The following is an 18,285-nucleotide window of genomic DNA, read 5'->3' as shown; positions in this document are numbered from 1 at the left end:
ATGCTCCGGGACCTCTACGACGGCGTCCCGGGCATCGAGATGATCGTGGTGCTCTCCGCCGACGGCCTGCGCATCGCCCGCTACTCCGGGGACCCGGACGCCGCCGACCGGGTCGCCGCCGCCTGCGCGGGCCTGCAGAGCCTGGCGAGCGCCGTCAGCCAGGAGATCCCCACCAGCGACGGCGACATGAAGATGGTGCTCATCGAGATGAACGGCGGCTACTTCTACCTGATGGCCGCCGGTCCCAACGCCTATCTCGCCGTGCTCTCCGACGTCCGCTGCGAACCCGGCCGGATGGGCCTGAGCATGGCCGACCTGGTCGCCCGGATCGGCCCCCATCTGACCAGTCCCGCACGGCGCAACGGGCAGACCGTATGACTCCTCCCAGGCGCCAGAGGCGATCCCCCGGGCCCGGCAGGCCCGCCGCGCCCGCCCCCGACGACGCGCCCACCCCCGACGGCGCGCCCGCCAAGGAGGGCGAGGTCCGCAACCCCGAGCGGCTCTTCGTCATCGGCGGCGAGGGAGGCGGCGAACGCGCCGACATCGACCTCGTCACCCTGATCGTGGCCCGCGCCGACCCTCCGGTGTCCGCCACCCCGGAGCAGGCCGCCCTGCTGCGGCTGTGCGCCGCACCCCTGTCCGTGGCCGAGCTGTCGGCCTATCTGAGCCTGCCGTTCAGTGTGGTGACCGTGCTGCTCACCGACCTGCTGGCGGCGGAACTGGTGCAGGCCCGCGCCCCGATCGTCCGCCAGAAGGTCGCCGACCGAAACCTCCTCGAAGCGGTGATGCATGGACTTCAAAAGCTCTGACACGATCCCGGGCCCGCGCACCGAGGACCGGCTGCCGCACACGGCCGAGGCCGCCGTGAAAATCGTCATCGTGGGCGGCTTCGGGGTCGGCAAGACCACCATGGTCGGCTCGGTCAGCGAGATCAGACCGCTGACCACCGAGGAGACCATGACCCAGGCCGGCATCGGCATCGACGACAACTACGGCTCCGCCTCCAAGACGGCCACCACCGTCGCGATGGACTTCGGCCGCATCAGCATCACCGACGAACTGGTGCTGTACCTCTTCGGCACGCCCGGCCAGGAGCGCTTCTGGTTCCTGTGGAACGGCCTGTTCGAGGGCGCCCTCGGCGCGGTCGTCCTGGTCGACACCCGCCGCCTGGAGGTCAGCTTCGACGTCATGGGGCGCCTGGAGGAGCGCGGGGTGCCCTTCGTCGTCGCCGTCAACACCTTCCCCGACGCGCCCCGTTACCCCATGGCCGAGCTGCGCACCGCGCTCGACCTGCCCGAGGAGATCCCCATCCTCGACTGCGACGTGCGGCGCCGGGCCTCCAGCCGGGACGTCCTGATGACCCTGATGCGCTTCCTGCACTCCCTCGCGCTGAAGGGCGCGCTCACCTGACCCGCGCGCCCACCGGCACCCCCTTGACGTGACCCAACCCCCTGTTCTGCGGAGCGAGACTGTGACGCCTGAAAGCCACTCCCCGACCAAGACGGGCGAACCCCTGCTCGAACCACCGCCCGGCTGCCCCGCGCACGGCCTCGGGCCGGGCGGACTGCACCGGCTGCACGAGGCGGACGACCTGGAGGAGCTGTACGAGCAGCTGCGCGAGCGGCACGGGCCGGTGGCGCCCGCGCTGCTCCACGACGACGTACCCGTGTGGGTGGTCCTCGGACACGCCGAGAACCTGCACATGGTGAGCACCCCCTCCCAGTTCTGCCGCGACAGCCGGATCTGGACCCCGCTCAACGAGGGCATGGTCAAACCCGACCACCCCCTGATGCCGCACATCGCCTGGCAGCCCATCTGCTCGCACGCCGAGGGCGACGAACACAAGCGGCTGCGCGGCGCGGTCACCAGCGCCATGTCCGACCTCGACTACCGGGAGCTGCGCCGGCACATCAAGCGCTACACCCAGCGCATCGTCAACCGCTTCTGCGAGCAGGGCCGCGCCGACCTGGTGAGCCAGTTCGCCGAGCACCTGCCGATGGGCGTGATGTGCCACCTGCTCGGCATGCCCGAGGAGTACAACGACCGGCTGGTGGAGGCGGCCCGCGACACCCTCAAGGGCACCGAGACGGCGATCGCCAGCCACGCCTACGTCATGGAGGCCCTGGGACGGCTGACCGCCGCCCGCCGGGCCGCCCCGGCCGACGACATCGCCGGCCGTCTCGTCACCCACCCGGCCGGGCTCACCGAGGACGAGGTCCGCGAGCACCTGCGGGTGGTCCTGCTGGCCGCCTACGAGGCGACCGTCAACCTGATCGCCAACGTGCTGCGCGTGGTGCTCACCGACCCGGGCTTCCGCGCCCAGCTCAGCGGCGGCCAGATGACGGTGCCCCAGGCGGTCGAGCAGTCCCTGTGGGACGAGCCGCCGTTCAGCACCGTCTTCGCCTACTTCGCCAAGCAGGAGACGGAACTCGGCGGCCAGCGCATCCGCGCCGGTGACGGCCTGCTGTTCGGCATCGCGCCGGGCAACATCGACCCGCGCATCCGGCCCGACCTGGACGCCAGCATGATGGGCAACCGCGCCCACCTCGCCTTCGGCGGCGGCCCGCACGAATGCCCCGGGCAGGACATCGGGCGGGCCATCGCCGACGCCGGCATCGACGCGCTGCTGATGCGGCTGCCCGACCTCCAGCTCGACTGCGACGAGGACGACCTGCGCTGGCGGTCGTCGATCGCCTCGCGGCACCTGGTGGAACTGCCGGTCCGGTTCGAGCCCAGGGCACAGCAGGACGTCATGCAGCAGCCGAGCCACACCCCGGTCCCGGAACGGCACGCACCCTGGCACGTCGGCATCCCCAAGCAGGAGGAACGCACGCAGCCCCCGCTGCCCTCCCAGCCGCCGCGGCCCGCGCCGGGGCCGGCCGCCGCGCCCCCGCAGCCGCCGGCCCCGGAGCGTCCCCGCGGTGCCTGGCAGCGCTTCCTGCTCTGGTGGCGCGGCTACTGACGGGCCGGTCGCGCCCGGCCGGTCCCGCCTACGCCGCCCAGTCCTCGTACGCCGTCCAGGCGCCCAGGGACCGGCCGCTGCGGAAGCGGTGCGCGCGCCCCGTGACCGGATCGGTGAACGCCAGCTCCCGCGCGAGCAGTTGCAGCGGGCGCCGGAAGTCACCGGCCGGCCCGGGGGCGGCCACGTCGGGGTAGAGGGGGTCGCCGAGGATCGGCACGCCGAGCGCGTTCATGTGCACGCGCAGCTGGTGCGTCTGGCCGGTGCCGGGCACCAGCCGGTAATGGCCGAGCCCGCGGTCCGGCCGGTGGGCGAGCAGCTCGATGCGGGTCACGGCGTTGGGCTCGCCGTCCACCTCGCGGGCGGCGAGCACCCCGCGCTCCTTGAGGATCCGGCTGCGCACCGTCCGGGGCAGGGCCAGCTCCGCGTCGTACGGGGCGACGGCCTCGTACTCCTTGCGCACCCGGCGGGCGGCGAACAGGCCCTGGTACGCGCCGCGTTCCTGCGGGCGGACGGTGAACAGGACCAGCCCCGCCGTGAGCCGGTCCAGGCGGTGCGCGGCGCCCAGCTCCGGGATGCCCAGCTCCCGGCGCAGCCGGGCCAGCGCGGTCTGCGTGACGTGGGCGCCGCGCGGGGTGGTGGCCAGGAAGTGCGGCTTGTCCACGACGACGATGTGCTCGTCGCGGTACACGACCTCCAGCGGGAAGGGCACCGGCACCTCCGCGGGCAGCTCGCGGTGGAACCACACGAACATGCCCGCCCGGTACGGCGCGTCGCCCGCCACGGGGCGCCCGTCCGCGCCCACGAACAGCCCGGCGTCGAACATGCCGTCGACCACCCCGGGGCCCGCGCCCGACAGCCGCTCCGCGAGGTGCTCCCGCACCGTGGCCCACGGCCCGTCCGCGGGCAGCCGGACCCGCACCGCGTCGATGCCGTCGCGCTGCGGCAGGGGCGAGGGCGGGGGAGGGGTACGGCGTCTCATCACCTGCCAGCGTACGAGGCGGTCACCCGCGGCGCCGGGCCGAGTCGGGCGGGCCGCCCCGGAAAACCGCTGGGCCGCCGCACGGCCGCCTTGGCAGGATGCCGCCCATGCCCTACCTCACCCGCCCGGTCCTCGCCGCCGGCACCCTCTCCCGGACCCCGCAACCCGTGCTCCCCACCGGCGACGGGCTGGTGCTGCGGCCCTGGCGCCCCGAGGACGCACCGGCCGTGCACGCCGTCTTCCAGGACCCCGTGATGCACCAGTGGCACGTCCGCGCCGCCGACTCCGAGGAGGAGGTGCGGGGCTGGATCACCGAGTGGCAGCGCGCCTGGGAGCAGGAGCGCGGTGTGCAGTGGGCGGTCGCGGACGCGGCGGACGACCGACTGCTCGGCCGGGTCGCGCTGCGTGAGTGGGTGCTCGGTGACGGGGTGGCCGAGGTCGCCTACTGGACGGCCGCGGGCGCCCGCGGCCGGGGTGTGGCCGCGCGGGCCACGCGGACCCTCGCGCACTGGGCCCTGGACGAGATCGGCTTCCAGCGCCTGGAGCTCCTGCACGCGGTGGCCAACGAGGCCTCGTGCCGGGTCGCCCAGAAGACCGGCTTCGCCCTGGAGGGCACCAAGCGCCGCGCCGTGCTCCACCAGGACGGCTGGCACGACATGCACCTCCACGCCCGCGTACGCGGCGACTGACGGCCACCCGGCCCGCGCACCGGCGGGCCGCGGCGCCCTCGCGCGGGGCGCCTGCTCCCTGCCCCCGTCCCGTCGGCACGTCGCCCACCCGCACTCGCACCCGCGCAAGCGGGACTTCGCCGCCGGCCGCCTGCCACGGCTGGCCTGGCGCCTGTGGGTGCCGGGGCGTGGTGGCGCAGGCGGTGCGGGTTTCGTTGCGGTGGGGGTGGCGAGGGGGTGTGGCGCCCCTCCGTATGCGGGGCCTGGCCGACGACCGTCTGCCGTGGGGCGGAGTGAATCCCGTGGGCGCCGGGGCGTGGTGGCGCCGGCGGTGCGAGCCCTGGGCGGGGTTCGTCGCGGTGGAGCGGCGAGGGGGTGTGGCGCCCGGCAGCACGCGGGCCGTTGGCGCGTAGCGCGCCTGCGCGTGTGCGGCGGCGGGGCTGGCCGAGGCGTGCGGGCAGTGGGCCGGGCCGGAGCCCCGTGGGCGCCAGACGGGCGTGGCGGCGCAGGTGGGCCGTTTCCCAGGGTGGGGCCGCCCTGAGGGGCGCGGGACGGGGCCCCGGCCCGTTGCGCACAGGCGGGTGGCCCCGGCCGACAGGGGACGTGGGGCGGGGCGGCGGAGACGTTACGCCGCTGTCGCGCCCTCCTGTTCGGCCTCGATGCGGGCGTTCCACTCGCGCTTCGAGGCCTGCCAGCCGTCCTCGTTGTGGCCGAGCCGCCAGTACCCGGAGATGGACAGGTCCTCGCGGGGGACCTCGCGCTCCAGGCGCAGGTAGCGGCGCAGTTCCTTCACGCAGGCCGCCTCGCCGTGGACGAAGGCGTGCACCCGCCCCTCGGGGAACTCCAGTGCGCGGACCGCCTCGACCAGGGCCTGGCCGACCGGGCGTCCCGCGCGGTGCAGCCAGACCACCTCCACGTCGGAGTCGATCTTCTGCTCCTCCTCGGCCCCGTCGACCTCGACGAAGGCGAACGCGCGGGCGCCGTCGGGCAGCGCCTCCAGGGAGCGGGCGATCGCGGGCAGCGCGCTCTCGTCACCGGCGAGCAGGTGCCAGTCGGCGGCGGGGTCGGGGGTGTAGGCGCCGCCGGGCCCCATGAAGTGGATGGTCTCGCCCGGCCGGACCCGCTTGGCCCAGGGCCCGGCCAGTCCCTCGTCGCCGTGGATGACGAAGTCCAGCGTCATCTCGCGGTGCTCGGCGTCCCAGTGCCGGACGGTGTACGTCCGGGTCACCGGCCACTGCTCGCGCGGGAACTCCTCGCGGATGCGCTCCATGTCGAAGGGCTCCGGGTAGGTCGCGCCCCCGGAGGGGAAGAGCAGCTTCACGTAGTGGTCGGTGCAGGTGTCCGCCGCGAACGCGGAGAGCCCCTCGCCGCCGAGCACCACGCGCTGCATGTGCGGGGTCAGCCGCTCGGTGCGGACGACCTGCGCGGTGTGCGGCTTGCGCGGCTTGCGTGCCGGACGGTCTGCCATGTCGGCCTCCCTGCTCCCTGCGTGCGAATCCTTGAGTTAGGTAAACCTAAGCTAGCATCCCGAACCTGTGAATGGCTCATGGAAACGGGTGCCGCCCGCCGCCGGTCAGCCGGTGAGCGTGGCCAGCAGCCGCTGCAGTGACCCGCCGAGTCCCCAGCGAGCCGCCAGTGAGTCCAGCGCCTCGGCGTCGCGCGGAACACGCGGCAGCGCCGTGCCGGTGTCCGGCAGCGGCACGTCGTCGGCCACCCGGACGACCTTCGGGGCGACCGCGAGATACGGCCCGGCCTCGGTCAGCCGCTTGCGCTGGGTGGGGGTGAGCTTCGCCCCCGGGTCGGCGACGGCCGCCTGGATCCCGGCCAGGTCCCCGAACTCGGCGAGCAGCTTCGCCGCCGTCTTCTCGCCGATGCCGGGCACCCCGGGCAGGCCGTCGCTCGGGTCGCCGCGCAGCAGCGCCAGATCGGCGTAGCCGCGGCCGTCGACGCCGTACTTCTCGCGCAGTGCGGCCTCGTCGACGAGGTTGAGCGTGCCGACGCCCTTGACCGGGTAGAGCACGCGCACCCCGCGGGCATCGTCGACCAGCTGGTAGAGGTCGCGGTCACCGGTGACGATGTCCACCGGGCCGGTGGCCCGCGCGGTGTAGGTGCCGATGACGTCGTCCGCCTCGTATCCCGCCACGCCGACGCGGGCGATGCCGAGCGCGTCGAGGACCGCCTCGATGACCGGGACCTGCGGGGACAGCGTGTCGGGCACCTCCTCCTCGTCCGGGCCCGCCGGGCGTTCCTCGGCCACCCGGTGCGCCTTGTAGGAGGGGATCAGCTCCACCCGCCAGTGCGGGCGCCAGTCGGCGTCCATGCAGGCCACCAGGTGGTCGGGCCGGTGGTCCTTCACCAGGCGGTCGATGAAGTCCAGCAGCCCGCGCACGGCGTTCACCGGCGTGCCGTCGGGTGCCTTCACCGAGTCCGGCACGCCGAAGTAGGCGCGGAAGTAGAGGGAAGCGGTGTCGAGAAGCATCAGTCGTCCGGTCACGCCTCGCATCATGCCGCAGGTCGTGTGGGCGGGCGGGGGAGGGCGTGTGAACTGGCTCACTTAAATGTTTGGCGCATAAGCATCGGGGCAGGCGCGCAGCCGGGCCGAAGCTGGTTGATGCATTCAACTGTCAGGGGAGCTTCGCACCCTGTCCCTGCCCCCGAGCCAAGAGGTAAGCGTGTCAGCCAGACTAGAGGCCGAGAACCTGTACAAGGTCTTCGGCAGGAAACCGGACCAGGCAGTCGAACGGCTGCGCCAGGGGGATGTCCGCGAGGACCAGGGGGACGTTCGCGAGGAGCTGCGCGCCGACGGCACCACCGCCGCCGTCATCGACGCGTCCTTCACCGTGGAGCCCGGCGAGATCTTCGTGGTCATGGGACTGTCCGGATCAGGCAAGTCCACGCTGCTGCGCATGCTCAACGGTCTGTCGGAGCCGACCGCCGGGCACGTCCGCTTCGGGGGCCAGGACCTCACCGAGCTGAGCGACCGCGAGCTGCGCGAGGTCCGTTCCAAGAAGATCAGCATGGTCTTCCAGCACTTCGCGCTCTTCCCGCACCGCAGCGTCCGTGACAACGCTGCCTACGGTCTTGAAGTGCAGGGCGTGCCCCGCGCCGAGCGCGAACGCCGCGCCGACGAGGCGCTCGCCCTGTGCGGCCTGGCCGGCTGGGAGAAGTCCTGGCCCGACGAGCTGTCCGGCGGCATGCAGCAGCGCGTCGGCCTGGCCCGCGCGCTCGCCACCGACGCCGACCTGCTGCTGATGGACGAGTCCTTCAGCGCCCTCGACCCGCTGATCCGCCGCGACATGCAGGACCAGCTGCTCGACCTGCAGAAGACCCTGAAGAAGACCATCGTCTTCATCACCCACGACCTCAACGAGGCCATGCGCCTGGGCGACCGCATCGCCGTGATGCGCGACGGCCGGATCGTGCAGATAGGCACCGCGCAGGACATCCTGATCCGCCCCGCCAACGACTACGTCGCCTCCTTCACCAAGGACGTCGACCGCTCCCGCGTCCTGACCGCCGCCGCCGTCATGGAGACCGACGTGCGCGGCGACGAGGCGGACTGCGACTGCGAGACCGCCCTGCCCGACACGCCGTTCTCGGAGCTGTGCGCGATCAGCGCCCGCGTGCCCCACGCCGTGGCGGTGGTCGACGGCGAGCGCCGGCTCGTCGGCGTCGTCCCGGCCCAGCGGCTCATCGGCTTCCTCGGCGACGAGGACGACGTCGTCCCCGGCGTCTGCGACAGCCCGCGGGACAAGGGCGGCAAGAAGGTGATCAGCCGTGCCTAGGATCCCCCTCGGCGACTGGGTCAACAGCAGCGTCGACTGGCTGCTCGACAACGTCTCCTGGCTGTTCACCTTCCTCAAGGACATCTTCACCGGCGCCTACGACGGCATCAACGCCGTCCTCCAGGCCCCCGAGCCGCTGCTGCTCGCCGGCATCTTCGCCGTGATCGCCTTCTGGCTGCGCGGCACCTTCGCCGGTGTCCTCTCCTTCGTCGGGTTCGCCTTCATCGACTCCCTCGGGCTGTGGGACAACGCGATGGTCACCCTGGCGCTCCTGCTGGTCGCCACCATCATCGCGCTGGTGGTCTCGGTGCCGGTGGGCATCTGGGCGGCCCGCTCGGACCGGGTGAGCGCGTTCGTGCGGCCGGTCCTGGACTTCATGCAGACGCTGCCCGCGATGATCTACCTGATCCCGGCGATCCTGTTCTTCGGGACCGGCTCCGCCCCGGGCATCGTGGCCACCCTGATCTTCGCCCTCGCCCCCGGTGTCCGCATGACCGAGCTGGGCATCCGCCAGGTCGACAAGGAACTGGTCGAGGCGGCCGAGGCGTTCGGCACCACGCCCCGCAACACCCTGCTGCGCGTCCAGCTCCCGCTGGCGCTGCCCACGGTGATGGCGGGCGTCAACCAGGTCATCATGCTCGGCCTGTCCATGGCCGCGATCGCCGGCATGGTCGGCACCGGCGGCCTCGGCGGCGACGTCATGGAGTCCATCGGCCAGCTCAACGTCGGCCTCGGCGCCGAGGCCGGTGTCGCCATCGTGATCCTGGCGATCTACCTGGACCGCATGACCAGCGCGCTGGGCACCCACGTCTCCCCGCTGGGCCGCCGCGCGGCGGCCAAGGCACGCGCCGCCAAGGGCCTGAAGATCTGGTCCTACCGCCCCCAGCCGCAGGTCGCGGTGATCGGCATCGTGATCCTCGCGCTGGTGGCCGGCGGCATGGGCATGTTCGGCGGCGGCTCCGACGACGCCGAGGCGGCGGGCGGCGGCAAGAACGTCGGCAACGGCAAGAAGGTCTCCATCGGCTACATCCCCTGGGACGAGGGCGTCGCCTCCACGTTCCTGTGGAAGGAGATCCTCGAACAGCGCGGCTTCGAGGTCGAGGCCAAGCAGTTCGAGGCCGGCCCGCTCTACACCGCGCTCGCCCAGGGCAACATCGACTTCCAGACCGACTCCTGGCTGCCGACGACGCACGAGCAGTACTGGAAGAAGTACGGCAAGCAGCTCGAGGACCTGGGCTCCTGGTACGACGAGACCTCGCTGGAGCTGACCGTCCCGGCGTACATGAAGGACGTCAACTCCCTGGAGGACCTCAAGGGTAAGGCCGACCTCTTCGGCGGCAAGATCACCGGCATCGAGCCCAGCGCCGGTGAGATGAACCTGCTCAAGAGCAAGATCCTCAAGGAGTACGGCCTCGACCAGGAGTACAAGGTCGTCGACAGCTCCACGCCGGCGATGCTGGCCGAGCTGAAGCGGGCCTACAGCAAGCAGGAACCGATCGTCGTCACCCTGTGGTCCCCGCACTGGGCGTACAACGACTACAAGCTGAAGAAGCTGAAGGACCCCAAGGGCGCCTGGGGCAAGGGCGACGGCGTGCACTCGCTGTCCCGCAAGGGCTTCTCGGACGACAACCCGGTCGTGGCCAAGTGGCTGAAGGACTTCTCCATGTCGGAGAAGCAGCTCACCAGCCTCGAGGCCGAGATCAACAAGGCCGGCAAGGGCCAGCAGCAGGAGGCCGTGCGCACCTGGCTCAAGGCCAACCCGGGCGTCGTCGACAAGCTCGCCCCGGTCGAGGGCGGCTCCGGCGCCACCCCCGCCGAGGCCAAGCAGCCCCTGGACGTGGCCTGGTTCCCCTGGGAGGAGGACGTCGCCGTCACCTACCTGTGGAAGAACGTCCTGGAGCGCCGCGGCTACAAGATGAACCTGAAGCAGATGGACGTCGGCCCGGTCTACACCGGCCTGGCCTCCGGCGGCATCGACCTCAACTTCGACGCCTGGTTGCCGCACGCCCAGAGCAACTACTGGAACAAACACAAGGACAACCTCGTCGACCTGGGCACCTGGTACGAACCGACCTCCCTGGAGATCGCCGTCCCCTCGTACGTGAAGGACGTCAAGTCCCTCGCCGACCTCAAGGGCAAGAGCGACCTGTTCGACGGGAAGATCATCGGCATCGAGCCCGGCACCGGTCAGATGCAGCTGGTCAAGAACGACGTGATGCCGGCCTACGGCCTGGAGGACGAGTACGAGGTCGTCGACGGCTCCACGCCGGCGATGCTGGCCGAGCTCAAGCGCGCCCTCGCCAAGAAGGAGCCGGTCGCGGTCACCCTGTGGTCGCCGCACTGGGCCTACAGCGACTACGACCTGACCAAGCTGAAGGACCCGAAGAAGGCCTTCGGCGAGGGCAACACGATCCGGACCATCTCCAGCAAGAACTTCCCCGAGCAGTACCCGCAGCTCACGAAGTGGATCAAGAACTTCAAGATGAGCGAGGACGAGCTGGGCAGCCTGGAGGCCGAGATCAAGGACCGCGGCCAGGGCCACGAGGAAGAAGCCGTCGCGGCCTGGCTGAAGGAGCACCCGGACATGGTCGGCCGGATGACTCCGTAGCGCGCCGGACGGCTCCCCGGGAGCCCCGCGCAGCGACGGTCACCCCCGAGGGGTGGGCCCGGTGACGCCACCTGACGGCGCGCCGCCGGGCCCACCCCTCGGGTCGTCCCGGGCCCGGACACGGTAAGGATTCGGCCAACCACGGAGCGCCAACCCCGCACCCGAGCCTGGCCCACCAGGGCGGGAACGGCGTGCGGGAACACGGAAGGCCGTCCACGCCTTGAACCGGTAAGGCGTGTGCCACGGCGCGCGGACCCGCCCGCCGGTGGCGAGAAACGTGAGGTCGCGGCCACCGCACCGTGACATCGATGTGACGGCCGCATGAAACGGTTTGCCGAACATGCGTAGGGTGCAGAGAACTCATCAGGAGGGCCGCGCCCCGCACGGGGCACGGTGACGGTACGACGACGGGTGAAGGAGGGAGCCGGAGCGATGGGCGACCACAAAGATCAGCACCTCCGGGTGGGCGCGGCCGTACGGCGGCGGCGCCGGGACCTCGAACTCACCCTCGCCGTGGTGTCCGAGCGCAGCGGCCTGTCCGTGCCCTTCCTGAGCCAGATCGAGAACGACCGGGCGCGGCCCAGCCAGACCTCCCTGGAGAAGGTGGCCGACGCGCTGCGCACCACCGCCGTCGAGCTGCTCGCCGCGGCCGACCCGGCGTGCAGCGTCGACGTGGTCCGCGCCGAGGACCCCGACCCCGAGCTGGCGCCCAAGGTGCGCTCCCTGGTGCGCGGACACCACCAGATGCACGCCTCCGAGTTCACCGGCGACCACGACGCCGGCCGCGAACTGCAGTACCGCAACGACCAGTTGATGTTCGTCGCCGAGGGCGCCGTGGAGATCGAGGCCGAGGGCCGCGCCTACCGGCTCGGGCGCGGCGACACGCTGTACCTCACCGGCGGGGTGCGGCACCGCTGGCGGGCCACGGTGCCCGACACCCGGCTGATCGTCGTCGCCGTCGCCGAGCACATCGAGGCGGTCCGCGAAGGGCCCCGCCGGTGAGGGCGCGCCGGTGAGGGTGGTCTCGCTGGTGCCGTCGCTGACCGAGGCGGTGGCCCGCACCGTCCCCGGGGCGCTGGTCGGCGCGACCGACTGGTGCACCCACCCGGCCGGCCTCGATGTCGTCCGCGTCGGCGGCACCAAGAACCCGAAGACCGACCGCATCCGCTCCCTCGCTCCCGACCTGGTGATCGCCAACGAGGAGGAGAACCGCGCCGCCGACCTCGACGCCCTGCGCGCGGCGGGCGTCGAGGTGCTGGTCACCGAGGTGCGCACCGTCCCGCAGGCCGTCACGGAGCTGGACCGGGTGCTGACCGCCTGCGGCGCCCGCTCCCGGCCCCGCTGGCTGGACGAGGCGGAGGCCGCCTGGGCCGGCCCGCCCGTCCCCGAAGGGCGCGCCACGGCCGTCGTGCCGATCTGGCGCAGGCCCTGGATGGTGCTGGGCCGCGACACCTTCGCCGGGGACGTCCTGGCCCGCCTCGGCGTCGACCACCTGTACGCCGCCCACGCCGAGCGCTACCCGAAGGTGCCGGTGGACGAACTGCGGGCGGCCCGCCCGGACGTCGTGGTCCTGCCGGACGAGCCGTACCGCTTCACCGCCGACGACGGCCCGGAGGCCTTCCCGGGGCTGCCCTGCGCCCTCGTCGACGGGCGGTACCTCACGTGGTACGGGCCGTCACTGGCCGGGGCGCCCCGGGCGCTGGCCGCGGCCCTGCGAGCAGCACGCCGCTGAGCAGGCCCCGGGCGGTGTGCACCGCGGCGACGGCCCAGGCGGTGACGAGCAGGGCGTACAGCGCGACGGTGAGCCCGTCATAGCCGGCCAGCCCGGTCTCCCGGGCCAGTGCCTCGGCGCCGGTGACACAGGTGCCGACCGGGAAGGTGAACGACCACCAGGTCATCGAGAAGCGCATGCCCTCCCGGCGGGCCCGTACGACGTGCGCCGCGGCGAGCGCCAGCCACATCAGGGCGAAGCCCATCACCGGCACCCCGTACAGCACGGCGAAGACCGAGAAGCCCTCGGCGTACGGCCGCGGCACGACCCCCGGCGCCAGGTCCGCGAACTTCCCCACGGCGGTCGTCGACTGCCCGAGCGGGCCGAGGACGAGGAACAGCGACGGGGTGAGCGCGAGCGGCAGCGGCCCGCCGGTGAGCAGCCTGCCGAAGATCACCGGCAGGGTCAGCAGGGTCGCGAACAGACTCACGCCGAACATCGCGACACAGGCGAGCAGCAGCGTCTCGCGGGGCTGCCCCGGCGGGAGGTACGGGACGAGCAGGGGGCCGACGGCCGCGGACACCATCGGCGCGACGAGCGGCAGCAGCCAGACCGGGCTGGCCTGCCCCGGCTCGATCCGGTGGCGTACGGCCATCAGGTACGGCACCGCGACCGCCGCCGCCAGCCCGACCGCCGTACCGGCGGTGAACAGCACGGTGTCCAGGGCGACCGCGGCCGGGGTGCCGATCCAGTCCCGGCCGAGGGTCAGGGTGCCGCCGCCGACGGCCAGCAGGGCCATCGACAGACAGCCGTAGAACGGGGCCGCCGCCGGGTCGAGGAGATGGGCGCGGGCCTGGTCGCGGTGGTGCAGCCAGTGCAGGGACCGGGCGACCAGCAGCACCGCCAGCAGCAGGAGGGACAGGGCCCAGAACGCGGTGCACACGGCACGCAGGCCCGGCACCTGCCCGGGGAGCGCGGCCCCCGCCGTACCGACGATGGCGGTGCCCATGACGCAGGCGTACCAGTTGGGCCCGAGATGACGGACGGCCGGGACCCGCCGGACGGCCGGGCCGACGGTGGGGGAGGGGGCAGGAGAGCGGGGCTGGGCTGCGGTGACCATGACTCCACGGTCCCGGCCGGGGAAACCCCTGACCAGGGACCATGCCTCTATGAGGGCATAAGCTGGGGTTATGAGCGAGGGCACGGGCAGCGGTACGGGCGGCGGCACGGGTGCCGCGGAGGGCGGGCACGACACCCGGGCGCGGCACGGGGCGGGCTCGCTGGCTCACCGGGTGCCGGACCTCGGCGCGCTGGAGCTGTTGCTGGCGGTGGCCCGCCTGGGCAGCCTCGGCGGGGCGGCGCGCGAGCTGGGCATCACGCAGCCGGCCGCCAGCAGCCGCATCCGCTCCATGGAGCGGCAGCTGGGCGTCGCCCTGGTGGACCGCTCGCCGCGCGGCTCCCGGCTCACCGACGCGGGCGCGCTGGTGACCGACTGGGCGCGGCGGATCGTGGAGGCCGCCGAGGCGTTCGACGCGGGCGCGCAGGCGCTGCGGGACCGGAGGGACTCGCGGCTGCGGGTCGCGGCGAGCATGACGATCGCCGAGTACCTGCTGCCGGGCTGGCTGGTCGCGCTGCGCACCCAGCTGCCGGACACGGCGGTGTCGCTGCTCGCGGGCAACTCGACGGCGGTGGCGGAGCGCCTGCTGGCCGACGAGGCCGACCTGGGGTTCGTGGAGGGGGTGAGTGTGCCGACCGGTCTGGACTCCGCGGTCATCGGCCACGACCGGCTCATCGTCGTGACCGCCCCGGGTCACCCCTGGGCCCGTCGCAGGAGCCCGCTGAAGGCGGCGGAGCTGGCGTCGACCCCGCTGATCCTGCGGGAGAAGGGCTCGGGCACCCGGCAGGTCCTGGACGCGGCGCTGGGCGGCCTGGCCCGCCCCCTGATCGAACTGTCCTCGACGACGGCGGTGAAGGCCGCCGCGGTGGGCGGCGCCGGGCCCTCCGTCCTCAGCGAACTCGCGGTCGGCGAGGAACTGACCACCCGGCGCCTGGTGAGCGTGCCCGTGGCGGACGTCGTCCTCGCCCGCGACCTGCGAGCGGTGTGGCCCACCGGCCACCGCCCCACCGGCCCGGCCCGCCGCCTGCTGTCCCTGACCCGGAGCTAGACCCGGCGCACACCGCCCCGGCCCCGGACCCACCACGACCACCGGCGCCGGACGGCATCCCTCCCGCGACATCACGGGTGCCGTCCGCCGCGCGGGGCGGGACGGGGCGGTGGCAGGGCCGGGGCCCGGGGTGCGGGGTTGGTTCGTGGCGCGGTCTCGTGGCCGGTCTGTGTCCTGTCCGCGGGGGCCGGGGGCCGGGGGCCGGGGGCCGGGGGTGTGGGGTTGGGCTCGTGGCGCGGTCTTGTGGCCGGTCTGTGTCCTGTCCGCGGGGGTCGTTGGGCTCTTCCACGGCTGCCTCGGGGCACGATCCGCTGCGCGGGCCGGGCGGCCGGGGTGCGGGCCCCGAGGGCCGCCGGGCGTGTGGACCGGAGGTGGCCAGGTGCGGGGCGGGGGCCGTGGGGTCGCGGTTCACCGTGCGGTGATGGATCGGGCGGACGCCGTCAGGCTTCTCGGCCCCGCCGGGCCGCGTCCACCAGGGCCCTCATCACGCGTACGTCCTCGCCCATCTCCGGGTGCCACTGCACGCCCAGCACCCAGCCAGGGGCGGACGGCAGTTCCACCGCCTCCACGGTGCCGTCCGCCGCGTGGGCCGAGGCGACCAGGCCGGTGCCGAGCCGGTCCACCGCCTGGTGGTGGTACGTCGGCACGCTCGTCTCCTCCGGGACGGCGGCGGCGTACCGCGTCCCCGGCACCGGGCGCACCGGGTGGTCGCCGAACACGCCCACCACCTCGGCGTGCCCCTCGATGTGCTGGACGAGGGTGCCGCCCAGGGCGACGTTGAGCAGCTGCATGCCACGGCAGACGCCCAGCAGCGGGACGCCCGCGGCCAGGGCCGCCTCGATGAGCGCCAGCTCCCAGGTGTCCCGGGCCCGGGCCGGCGGGCCGGTGCGCGGATCGGGTTCGGCGCCGTAACGGACCGGCTCCACGTCCGGTCCGCCCGCGATCACCAGCCCGTCGACCCGGGCGACGGCCGCGGCGGCCCGCTCCGGCGCGTCCGGCGGGAGCATGACGGCCAGGCCGCCCGCCCGTTGCACCAGCCGCGGATACCCGGCCGGCAACAGGGCCGCCTCCAGCTCCCACACGCCCCAGCGCACCGCGGACTCCAGGTACGTGCTGACGCCGATCAGCGGGCTGTCCGCCATCCGCCCTCCAGGAAATCGGACCGGTCAATGAGCCGTTCCCATACCTTTGCCGCGGCATGCCGCCACGGCAAGGCGTTCAGGTCAGAAACCCGCGCAGCAGCGCCGCCGTCCCCGCGCAGTGCTCCCGCGCGATCTCCCGCGCCCCGTCCGCGTCCCCGTCGAGCACCGCCGCCACCAGCGCCGCGTGCTGGCGCTGGGAGTGCTCCAGGTTGCGCACCAGCAGCGGGATGCAGTCCAGCAGGTCGTTGAGGGTGGCGCGGACCGCCGCGTACTGTGCCGCCAGCGCCGGAGAGCCGCACAGCTCCGCCAGCGTCAGGTGCAGCATCGTGTCCAGCCGCCGGTACTGCGCCAGCGGCGCCTCCCGCGTACCGGCCAGCGCCTCGGCCAGCCGCGCCGCCCGCGCGTCCGTCAGCCCGTGCGCCGCGCACAGCCCGGCCGCGCCCACCTCCAGCACCTCCCGGAAGCGCAGCACGTCCTCGATGTCGACCCCGGCCACCCGGCGCCGCAGCTCGTCCTCGCCGCCCGCGTCCGCCCGGGGCAGCACGAACGTTCCGCCGTAGCGTCCGCGCCGCGCCTCGACCAGCCCCTGGTCCTGGAGCACCCGCAGCACCTCGCGCAGCGTCACCCGGCTGATCCCCAGCCGCTCCGCCAGCTCCCGCTCGGCCGGCAGCCGCTCGCCGCCCGCCACCAGGCCCAGCCGGACGACCTGGAGGATCTGCTCCAGCGCCTCCTCGAAGCCGTTCCCGGCCCGCACCGGGCGCAGCACCGGCGCCAGCCGGTCCGTCACGCTCCCGGCGCTCCCGGCACTCCCGGCGGATTCCTCCCGCACGCGGCCGCGCCCCCTTCCCAACCAAAGGTTCCCGGCAATACCTTATGGCTCCCGGCCAGAAGGAGGCTCTCCCCGTGGCAGACCGCACACCCCCGCTCGGGGTCGAGGAACTGCACGCCCTCGTCGCCGCCGGTGACATCGACACCGTCGTCCTCGCCTTCCCCGACATGCAGGGCCGCCTCCAGGGCAAGCGGTTCGCCGCCCGCTTCTTCCTCGACGAGGTCCTGGCACACGGCACCGAGGGCTGCAACTACCTCCTCGCCGTCGACGCCGACATGAACACCGTCGACGGCTACGCCATGTCCTCCTGGGACCGCGGCTACGGCGACTTCGCCATGCACGCCGACCCGGCCACCCTGCGCCGGCTGCCCTGGAACGAGGGCACCGCGATGGTCGTCGCCGACCTCGCCTGGGAGGACGGGTCCCCGGTGCTCGCCGCGCCCCGCCAGATCCTGCGCCGCCAGTTGGAGCGGCTCGCGGAACACGGATACACCGCGCAGGTCGGCACCGAGCTGGAGTTCATCGTCTTCCGCGACACCTACGAACAGGCCTGGGACGCGAACTACCGCGGCCTGACCCCGGCCAACCAGTACAACGTCGACTACTCGGTGCTCGGCACCGGCCGCGTCGAACCCCTGCTGCGCCGCATCCGCAACGAGATGGCCGGGGCCGGTCTCACCGTCGAGTCCGCCAAGGGCGAGTGCAACCCCGGCCAGCACGAGATCGCGTTCCGCTACGACGAGGCCCTGGTCACCTGCGACCAGCACGCGATCTACAAGACCGGCGCCAAGGAGATCGCCGCCCAGGAGGGCATGTCCCTCACCTTCATGGCCAAGTACAACGAGCGCGAGGGCAACTCCTGCCACATCCACCTCTCGCTCGCCGACGCCGACGGGCGCAACGCCATGGCCGACGGGTCCGGCATGTCCGAGGTCATGCGGCACTTCCTCGCCGGACAGCTGGTGGCGCTGCGCGAGTTCTCCCTCCTCCACGCCCCGCACATCAACTCCTACAAGCGCTTCCAGCCCGGCTCCTTCGCCCCCACCGCCGTCGCCTGGGGCCACGACAACCGCACCTGCGCCCTGCGCGTCGTCGGCCACGGCCGCTCGCTCCGCTTCGAGAACCGGCTCCCCGGCGGCGACGTCAACCCCTACCTCGCGGTGGCCGGCATGGTCGCCGCCGGGCTGCACGGCGTCGAGCAGCGCCTGGAGCTGCCCGAGCCCTGCCCCGGCAACGCCTACACCGGCGACTTCGCACACGTCCCCAGCACCCTGCGCGAGGCCGCCGAGCTGTGGGAGAACAGCACCCTCGCCAAGGCCGCCTTCGGGGACGAGGTCGTCGCCCACTACCGCAACATGGCGCGCGTCGAACTGGACGCCTACGACGCCGCCGTCACCGACTGGGAACTGCGCCGCTCCTTCGAACGCATGTGAGGC

Annotated in this window: 17 protein-coding genes; 11 read left to right on the top strand and 6 right to left on the bottom strand. The window is 73.3% G+C overall.

Annotated features, from left to right (window positions below):
* The 4 genes from K7854_RS10695 to K7854_RS10680 all read left to right on the top strand — a co-directional run bounded on the left by K7854_RS10695 (position 1) and on the right by K7854_RS10680 (position 2,962).
* The gene (locus tag K7854_RS10695) at positions 1–378 is read left to right on the top strand and encodes a roadblock/LC7 domain-containing protein (protein ID WP_167308645.1); all 378 of its coding nucleotides are present in this window, start codon (positions 1–3) and stop codon (positions 376–378) included.
* Entirely contained in the window at positions 375–809 is a 435-nt protein-coding gene (locus K7854_RS10690; protein WP_226026157.1) for a DUF742 domain-containing protein, read from the top strand. Before K7854_RS10695 ends, K7854_RS10690 begins: the two co-directional genes overlap by 4 nt.
* Entirely contained in the window at positions 790–1,410 is a 621-nt protein-coding gene (locus tag K7854_RS10685) for a GTP-binding protein (protein WP_226026156.1), read from the top strand. The genes K7854_RS10690 and K7854_RS10685 overlap by 20 nt, the downstream gene beginning before the upstream one ends.
* Positions 1,411–1,471: 61 nt before the next feature.
* Positions 1,472–2,962: a cytochrome P450 gene (locus K7854_RS10680; protein WP_226026155.1), complete on the top strand. Its 1,491-nt coding sequence runs from the start codon at positions 1,472–1,474 to the stop codon at positions 2,960–2,962.
* A gap of 28 nt (positions 2,963–2,990) precedes the next feature.
* Here the strand turns inward: K7854_RS10680 and K7854_RS10675 are convergent, their stop codons facing one another.
* Positions 2,991–3,941, bottom strand: coding sequence for an RluA family pseudouridine synthase (locus K7854_RS10675; RefSeq protein WP_226026154.1), 951 nt, complete (start codon positions 3,939–3,941; stop codon positions 2,991–2,993).
* A 107-nt stretch (positions 3,942–4,048) separates the two neighbouring features.
* Between K7854_RS10675 and K7854_RS10670 the strand changes: the two genes are divergently transcribed.
* Positions 4,049–4,630, top strand: coding sequence for a GNAT family N-acetyltransferase (locus K7854_RS10670; protein WP_226026153.1), 582 nt, complete (start codon positions 4,049–4,051; stop codon positions 4,628–4,630).
* 604 nt (positions 4,631–5,234) lie between these two features.
* Here K7854_RS10670 and K7854_RS10665 read toward each other — a convergent pair.
* Positions 5,235–6,077 carry a siderophore-interacting protein gene (locus K7854_RS10665; RefSeq protein WP_226026152.1) on the bottom strand — a complete coding sequence of 281 codons (843 nt, stop codon included), beginning with the start codon at positions 6,075–6,077 and terminating at the stop codon, positions 5,235–5,237.
* 105 nt (positions 6,078–6,182) lie between these two features.
* The gene (locus K7854_RS10660) at positions 6,183–7,088 is read right to left on the bottom strand and encodes a 5'-3' exonuclease (RefSeq protein ID WP_226026199.1); all 906 of its coding nucleotides are present in this window, start codon (positions 7,086–7,088) and stop codon (positions 6,183–6,185) included.
* 193 nt (positions 7,089–7,281) lie between these two features.
* On the opposite strand from K7854_RS10660, the gene K7854_RS10655 reads away from it, so the two are divergent.
* From K7854_RS10655 to K7854_RS10640, 4 genes are all read left to right on the top strand, one after another.
* Entirely contained in the window at positions 7,282–8,394 is a 1,113-nt protein-coding gene (locus tag K7854_RS10655) for a quaternary amine ABC transporter ATP-binding protein (protein WP_226026151.1), read from the top strand.
* Positions 8,387–11,002 (top strand): ABC transporter permease/substrate binding protein, encoded by a 2,616-nt coding sequence (locus K7854_RS10650; RefSeq protein WP_226026150.1) that lies wholly within the window; start codon positions 8,387–8,389, stop codon positions 11,000–11,002. Before K7854_RS10655 ends, K7854_RS10650 begins: the two co-directional genes overlap by 8 nt.
* 432 nt (positions 11,003–11,434) lie before the next feature.
* Positions 11,435–12,004 carry a helix-turn-helix domain-containing protein gene (locus K7854_RS10645; RefSeq protein ID WP_030404708.1) on the top strand — a complete coding sequence of 190 codons (570 nt, stop codon included), beginning with the start codon at positions 11,435–11,437 and terminating at the stop codon, positions 12,002–12,004.
* A gap of 10 nt (positions 12,005–12,014) precedes the next feature.
* On the top strand, positions 12,015–12,734 hold the full coding sequence (locus K7854_RS10640) for a helical backbone metal receptor (RefSeq protein WP_226026149.1): 720 nt from the start codon (positions 12,015–12,017) through the stop codon (positions 12,732–12,734).
* On the opposite strand, the gene K7854_RS10635 is transcribed toward K7854_RS10640, so the two are convergent.
* Positions 12,661–13,833: a TDT family transporter gene (locus tag K7854_RS10635; RefSeq protein WP_226026148.1), complete on the bottom strand. Its 1,173-nt coding sequence runs from the start codon at positions 13,831–13,833 to the stop codon at positions 12,661–12,663. The genes K7854_RS10640 and K7854_RS10635 overlap by 74 nt on opposite strands.
* Positions 13,834–13,903: 70 nt before the next feature.
* Between K7854_RS10635 and K7854_RS10630 the strand changes: the two genes are divergently transcribed.
* Positions 13,904–14,878 carry a LysR family transcriptional regulator gene (locus K7854_RS10630; RefSeq protein WP_226026147.1) on the top strand — a complete coding sequence of 325 codons (975 nt, stop codon included), beginning with the start codon at positions 13,904–13,906 and terminating at the stop codon, positions 14,876–14,878.
* A gap of 440 nt (positions 14,879–15,318) precedes the next feature.
* On the opposite strand, the gene K7854_RS10625 is transcribed toward K7854_RS10630, so the two are convergent.
* Positions 15,319–16,020 carry a gamma-glutamyl-gamma-aminobutyrate hydrolase family protein gene (locus K7854_RS10625; RefSeq protein WP_226026146.1) on the bottom strand — a complete coding sequence of 234 codons (702 nt, stop codon included), beginning with the start codon at positions 16,018–16,020 and terminating at the stop codon, positions 15,319–15,321.
* Positions 16,021–16,096: 76 nt separating this feature from the next.
* A complete protein-coding gene (locus tag K7854_RS10620; RefSeq protein ID WP_226026145.1) occupies positions 16,097–16,807 on the bottom strand; it encodes a FadR/GntR family transcriptional regulator in 711 nt (236 codons plus the stop codon).
* Positions 16,808–16,923: 116 nt separating this feature from the next.
* On the opposite strand from K7854_RS10620, the gene glnA4 reads away from it, so the two are divergent.
* Positions 16,924–18,282 carry a glutamine synthetase family protein gene (gene glnA4, locus K7854_RS10615; RefSeq protein ID WP_226026144.1) on the top strand — a complete coding sequence of 453 codons (1,359 nt, stop codon included), beginning with the start codon at positions 16,924–16,926 and terminating at the stop codon, positions 18,280–18,282.
* Positions 18,283–18,285 lie beyond the last annotated feature (3 nt).

Source organism: Streptomyces hyderabadensis (genome assembly GCF_020404845.1).
In the GTDB taxonomy this organism is placed as follows: domain Bacteria; phylum Actinomycetota; class Actinomycetes; order Streptomycetales; family Streptomycetaceae; genus Streptomyces; species Streptomyces hyderabadensis.
This window is presented reverse-complemented; position numbering and strand designations above follow the sequence as displayed.

Bases quoted from the DNA above. Each gene is read 5' to 3' on its own strand.
- K7854_RS10660 (WP_226026199.1), bottom strand. From the start codon at position 7,088: ATGCTTCTCGACACCGCTTCCCTCTACTTCCGCGCCTACTTCGGCGTG.
- K7854_RS10670 (WP_226026153.1), top strand. From the start codon at position 4,049: ATGCCCTACCTCACCCGCCCGGTCCTCGCCGCCGGCACCCTCTCCCGG.
- K7854_RS10630 (WP_226026147.1), top strand. From the start codon at position 13,904: ATGAGCGAGGGCACGGGCAGCGGTACGGGCGGCGGCACGGGTGCCGCG.
- K7854_RS10685 (WP_226026156.1), top strand. From the start codon at position 790: ATGGACTTCAAAAGCTCTGACACGATCCCGGGCCCGCGCACCGAGGAC.
- K7854_RS10675 (WP_226026154.1), bottom strand. From the start codon at position 3,941: ATGAGACGCCGTACCCCTCCCCCGCCCTCGCCCCTGCCGCAGCGCGAC.
- K7854_RS10695 (WP_167308645.1), top strand. From the start codon at position 1: ATGCTCCGGGACCTCTACGACGGCGTCCCGGGCATCGAGATGATCGTG.
- K7854_RS10690 (WP_226026157.1), top strand. From the start codon at position 375: ATGACTCCTCCCAGGCGCCAGAGGCGATCCCCCGGGCCCGGCAGGCCC.
- K7854_RS10665 (WP_226026152.1), bottom strand. From the start codon at position 6,077: ATGGCAGACCGTCCGGCACGCAAGCCGCGCAAGCCGCACACCGCGCAG.
- K7854_RS10645 (WP_030404708.1), top strand. From the start codon at position 11,435: ATGGGCGACCACAAAGATCAGCACCTCCGGGTGGGCGCGGCCGTACGG.
- K7854_RS10635 (WP_226026148.1), bottom strand. From the start codon at position 13,833: ATGGTCACCGCAGCCCAGCCCCGCTCTCCTGCCCCCTCCCCCACCGTC.
- K7854_RS10625 (WP_226026146.1), bottom strand. From the start codon at position 16,020: ATGGCGGACAGCCCGCTGATCGGCGTCAGCACGTACCTGGAGTCCGCG.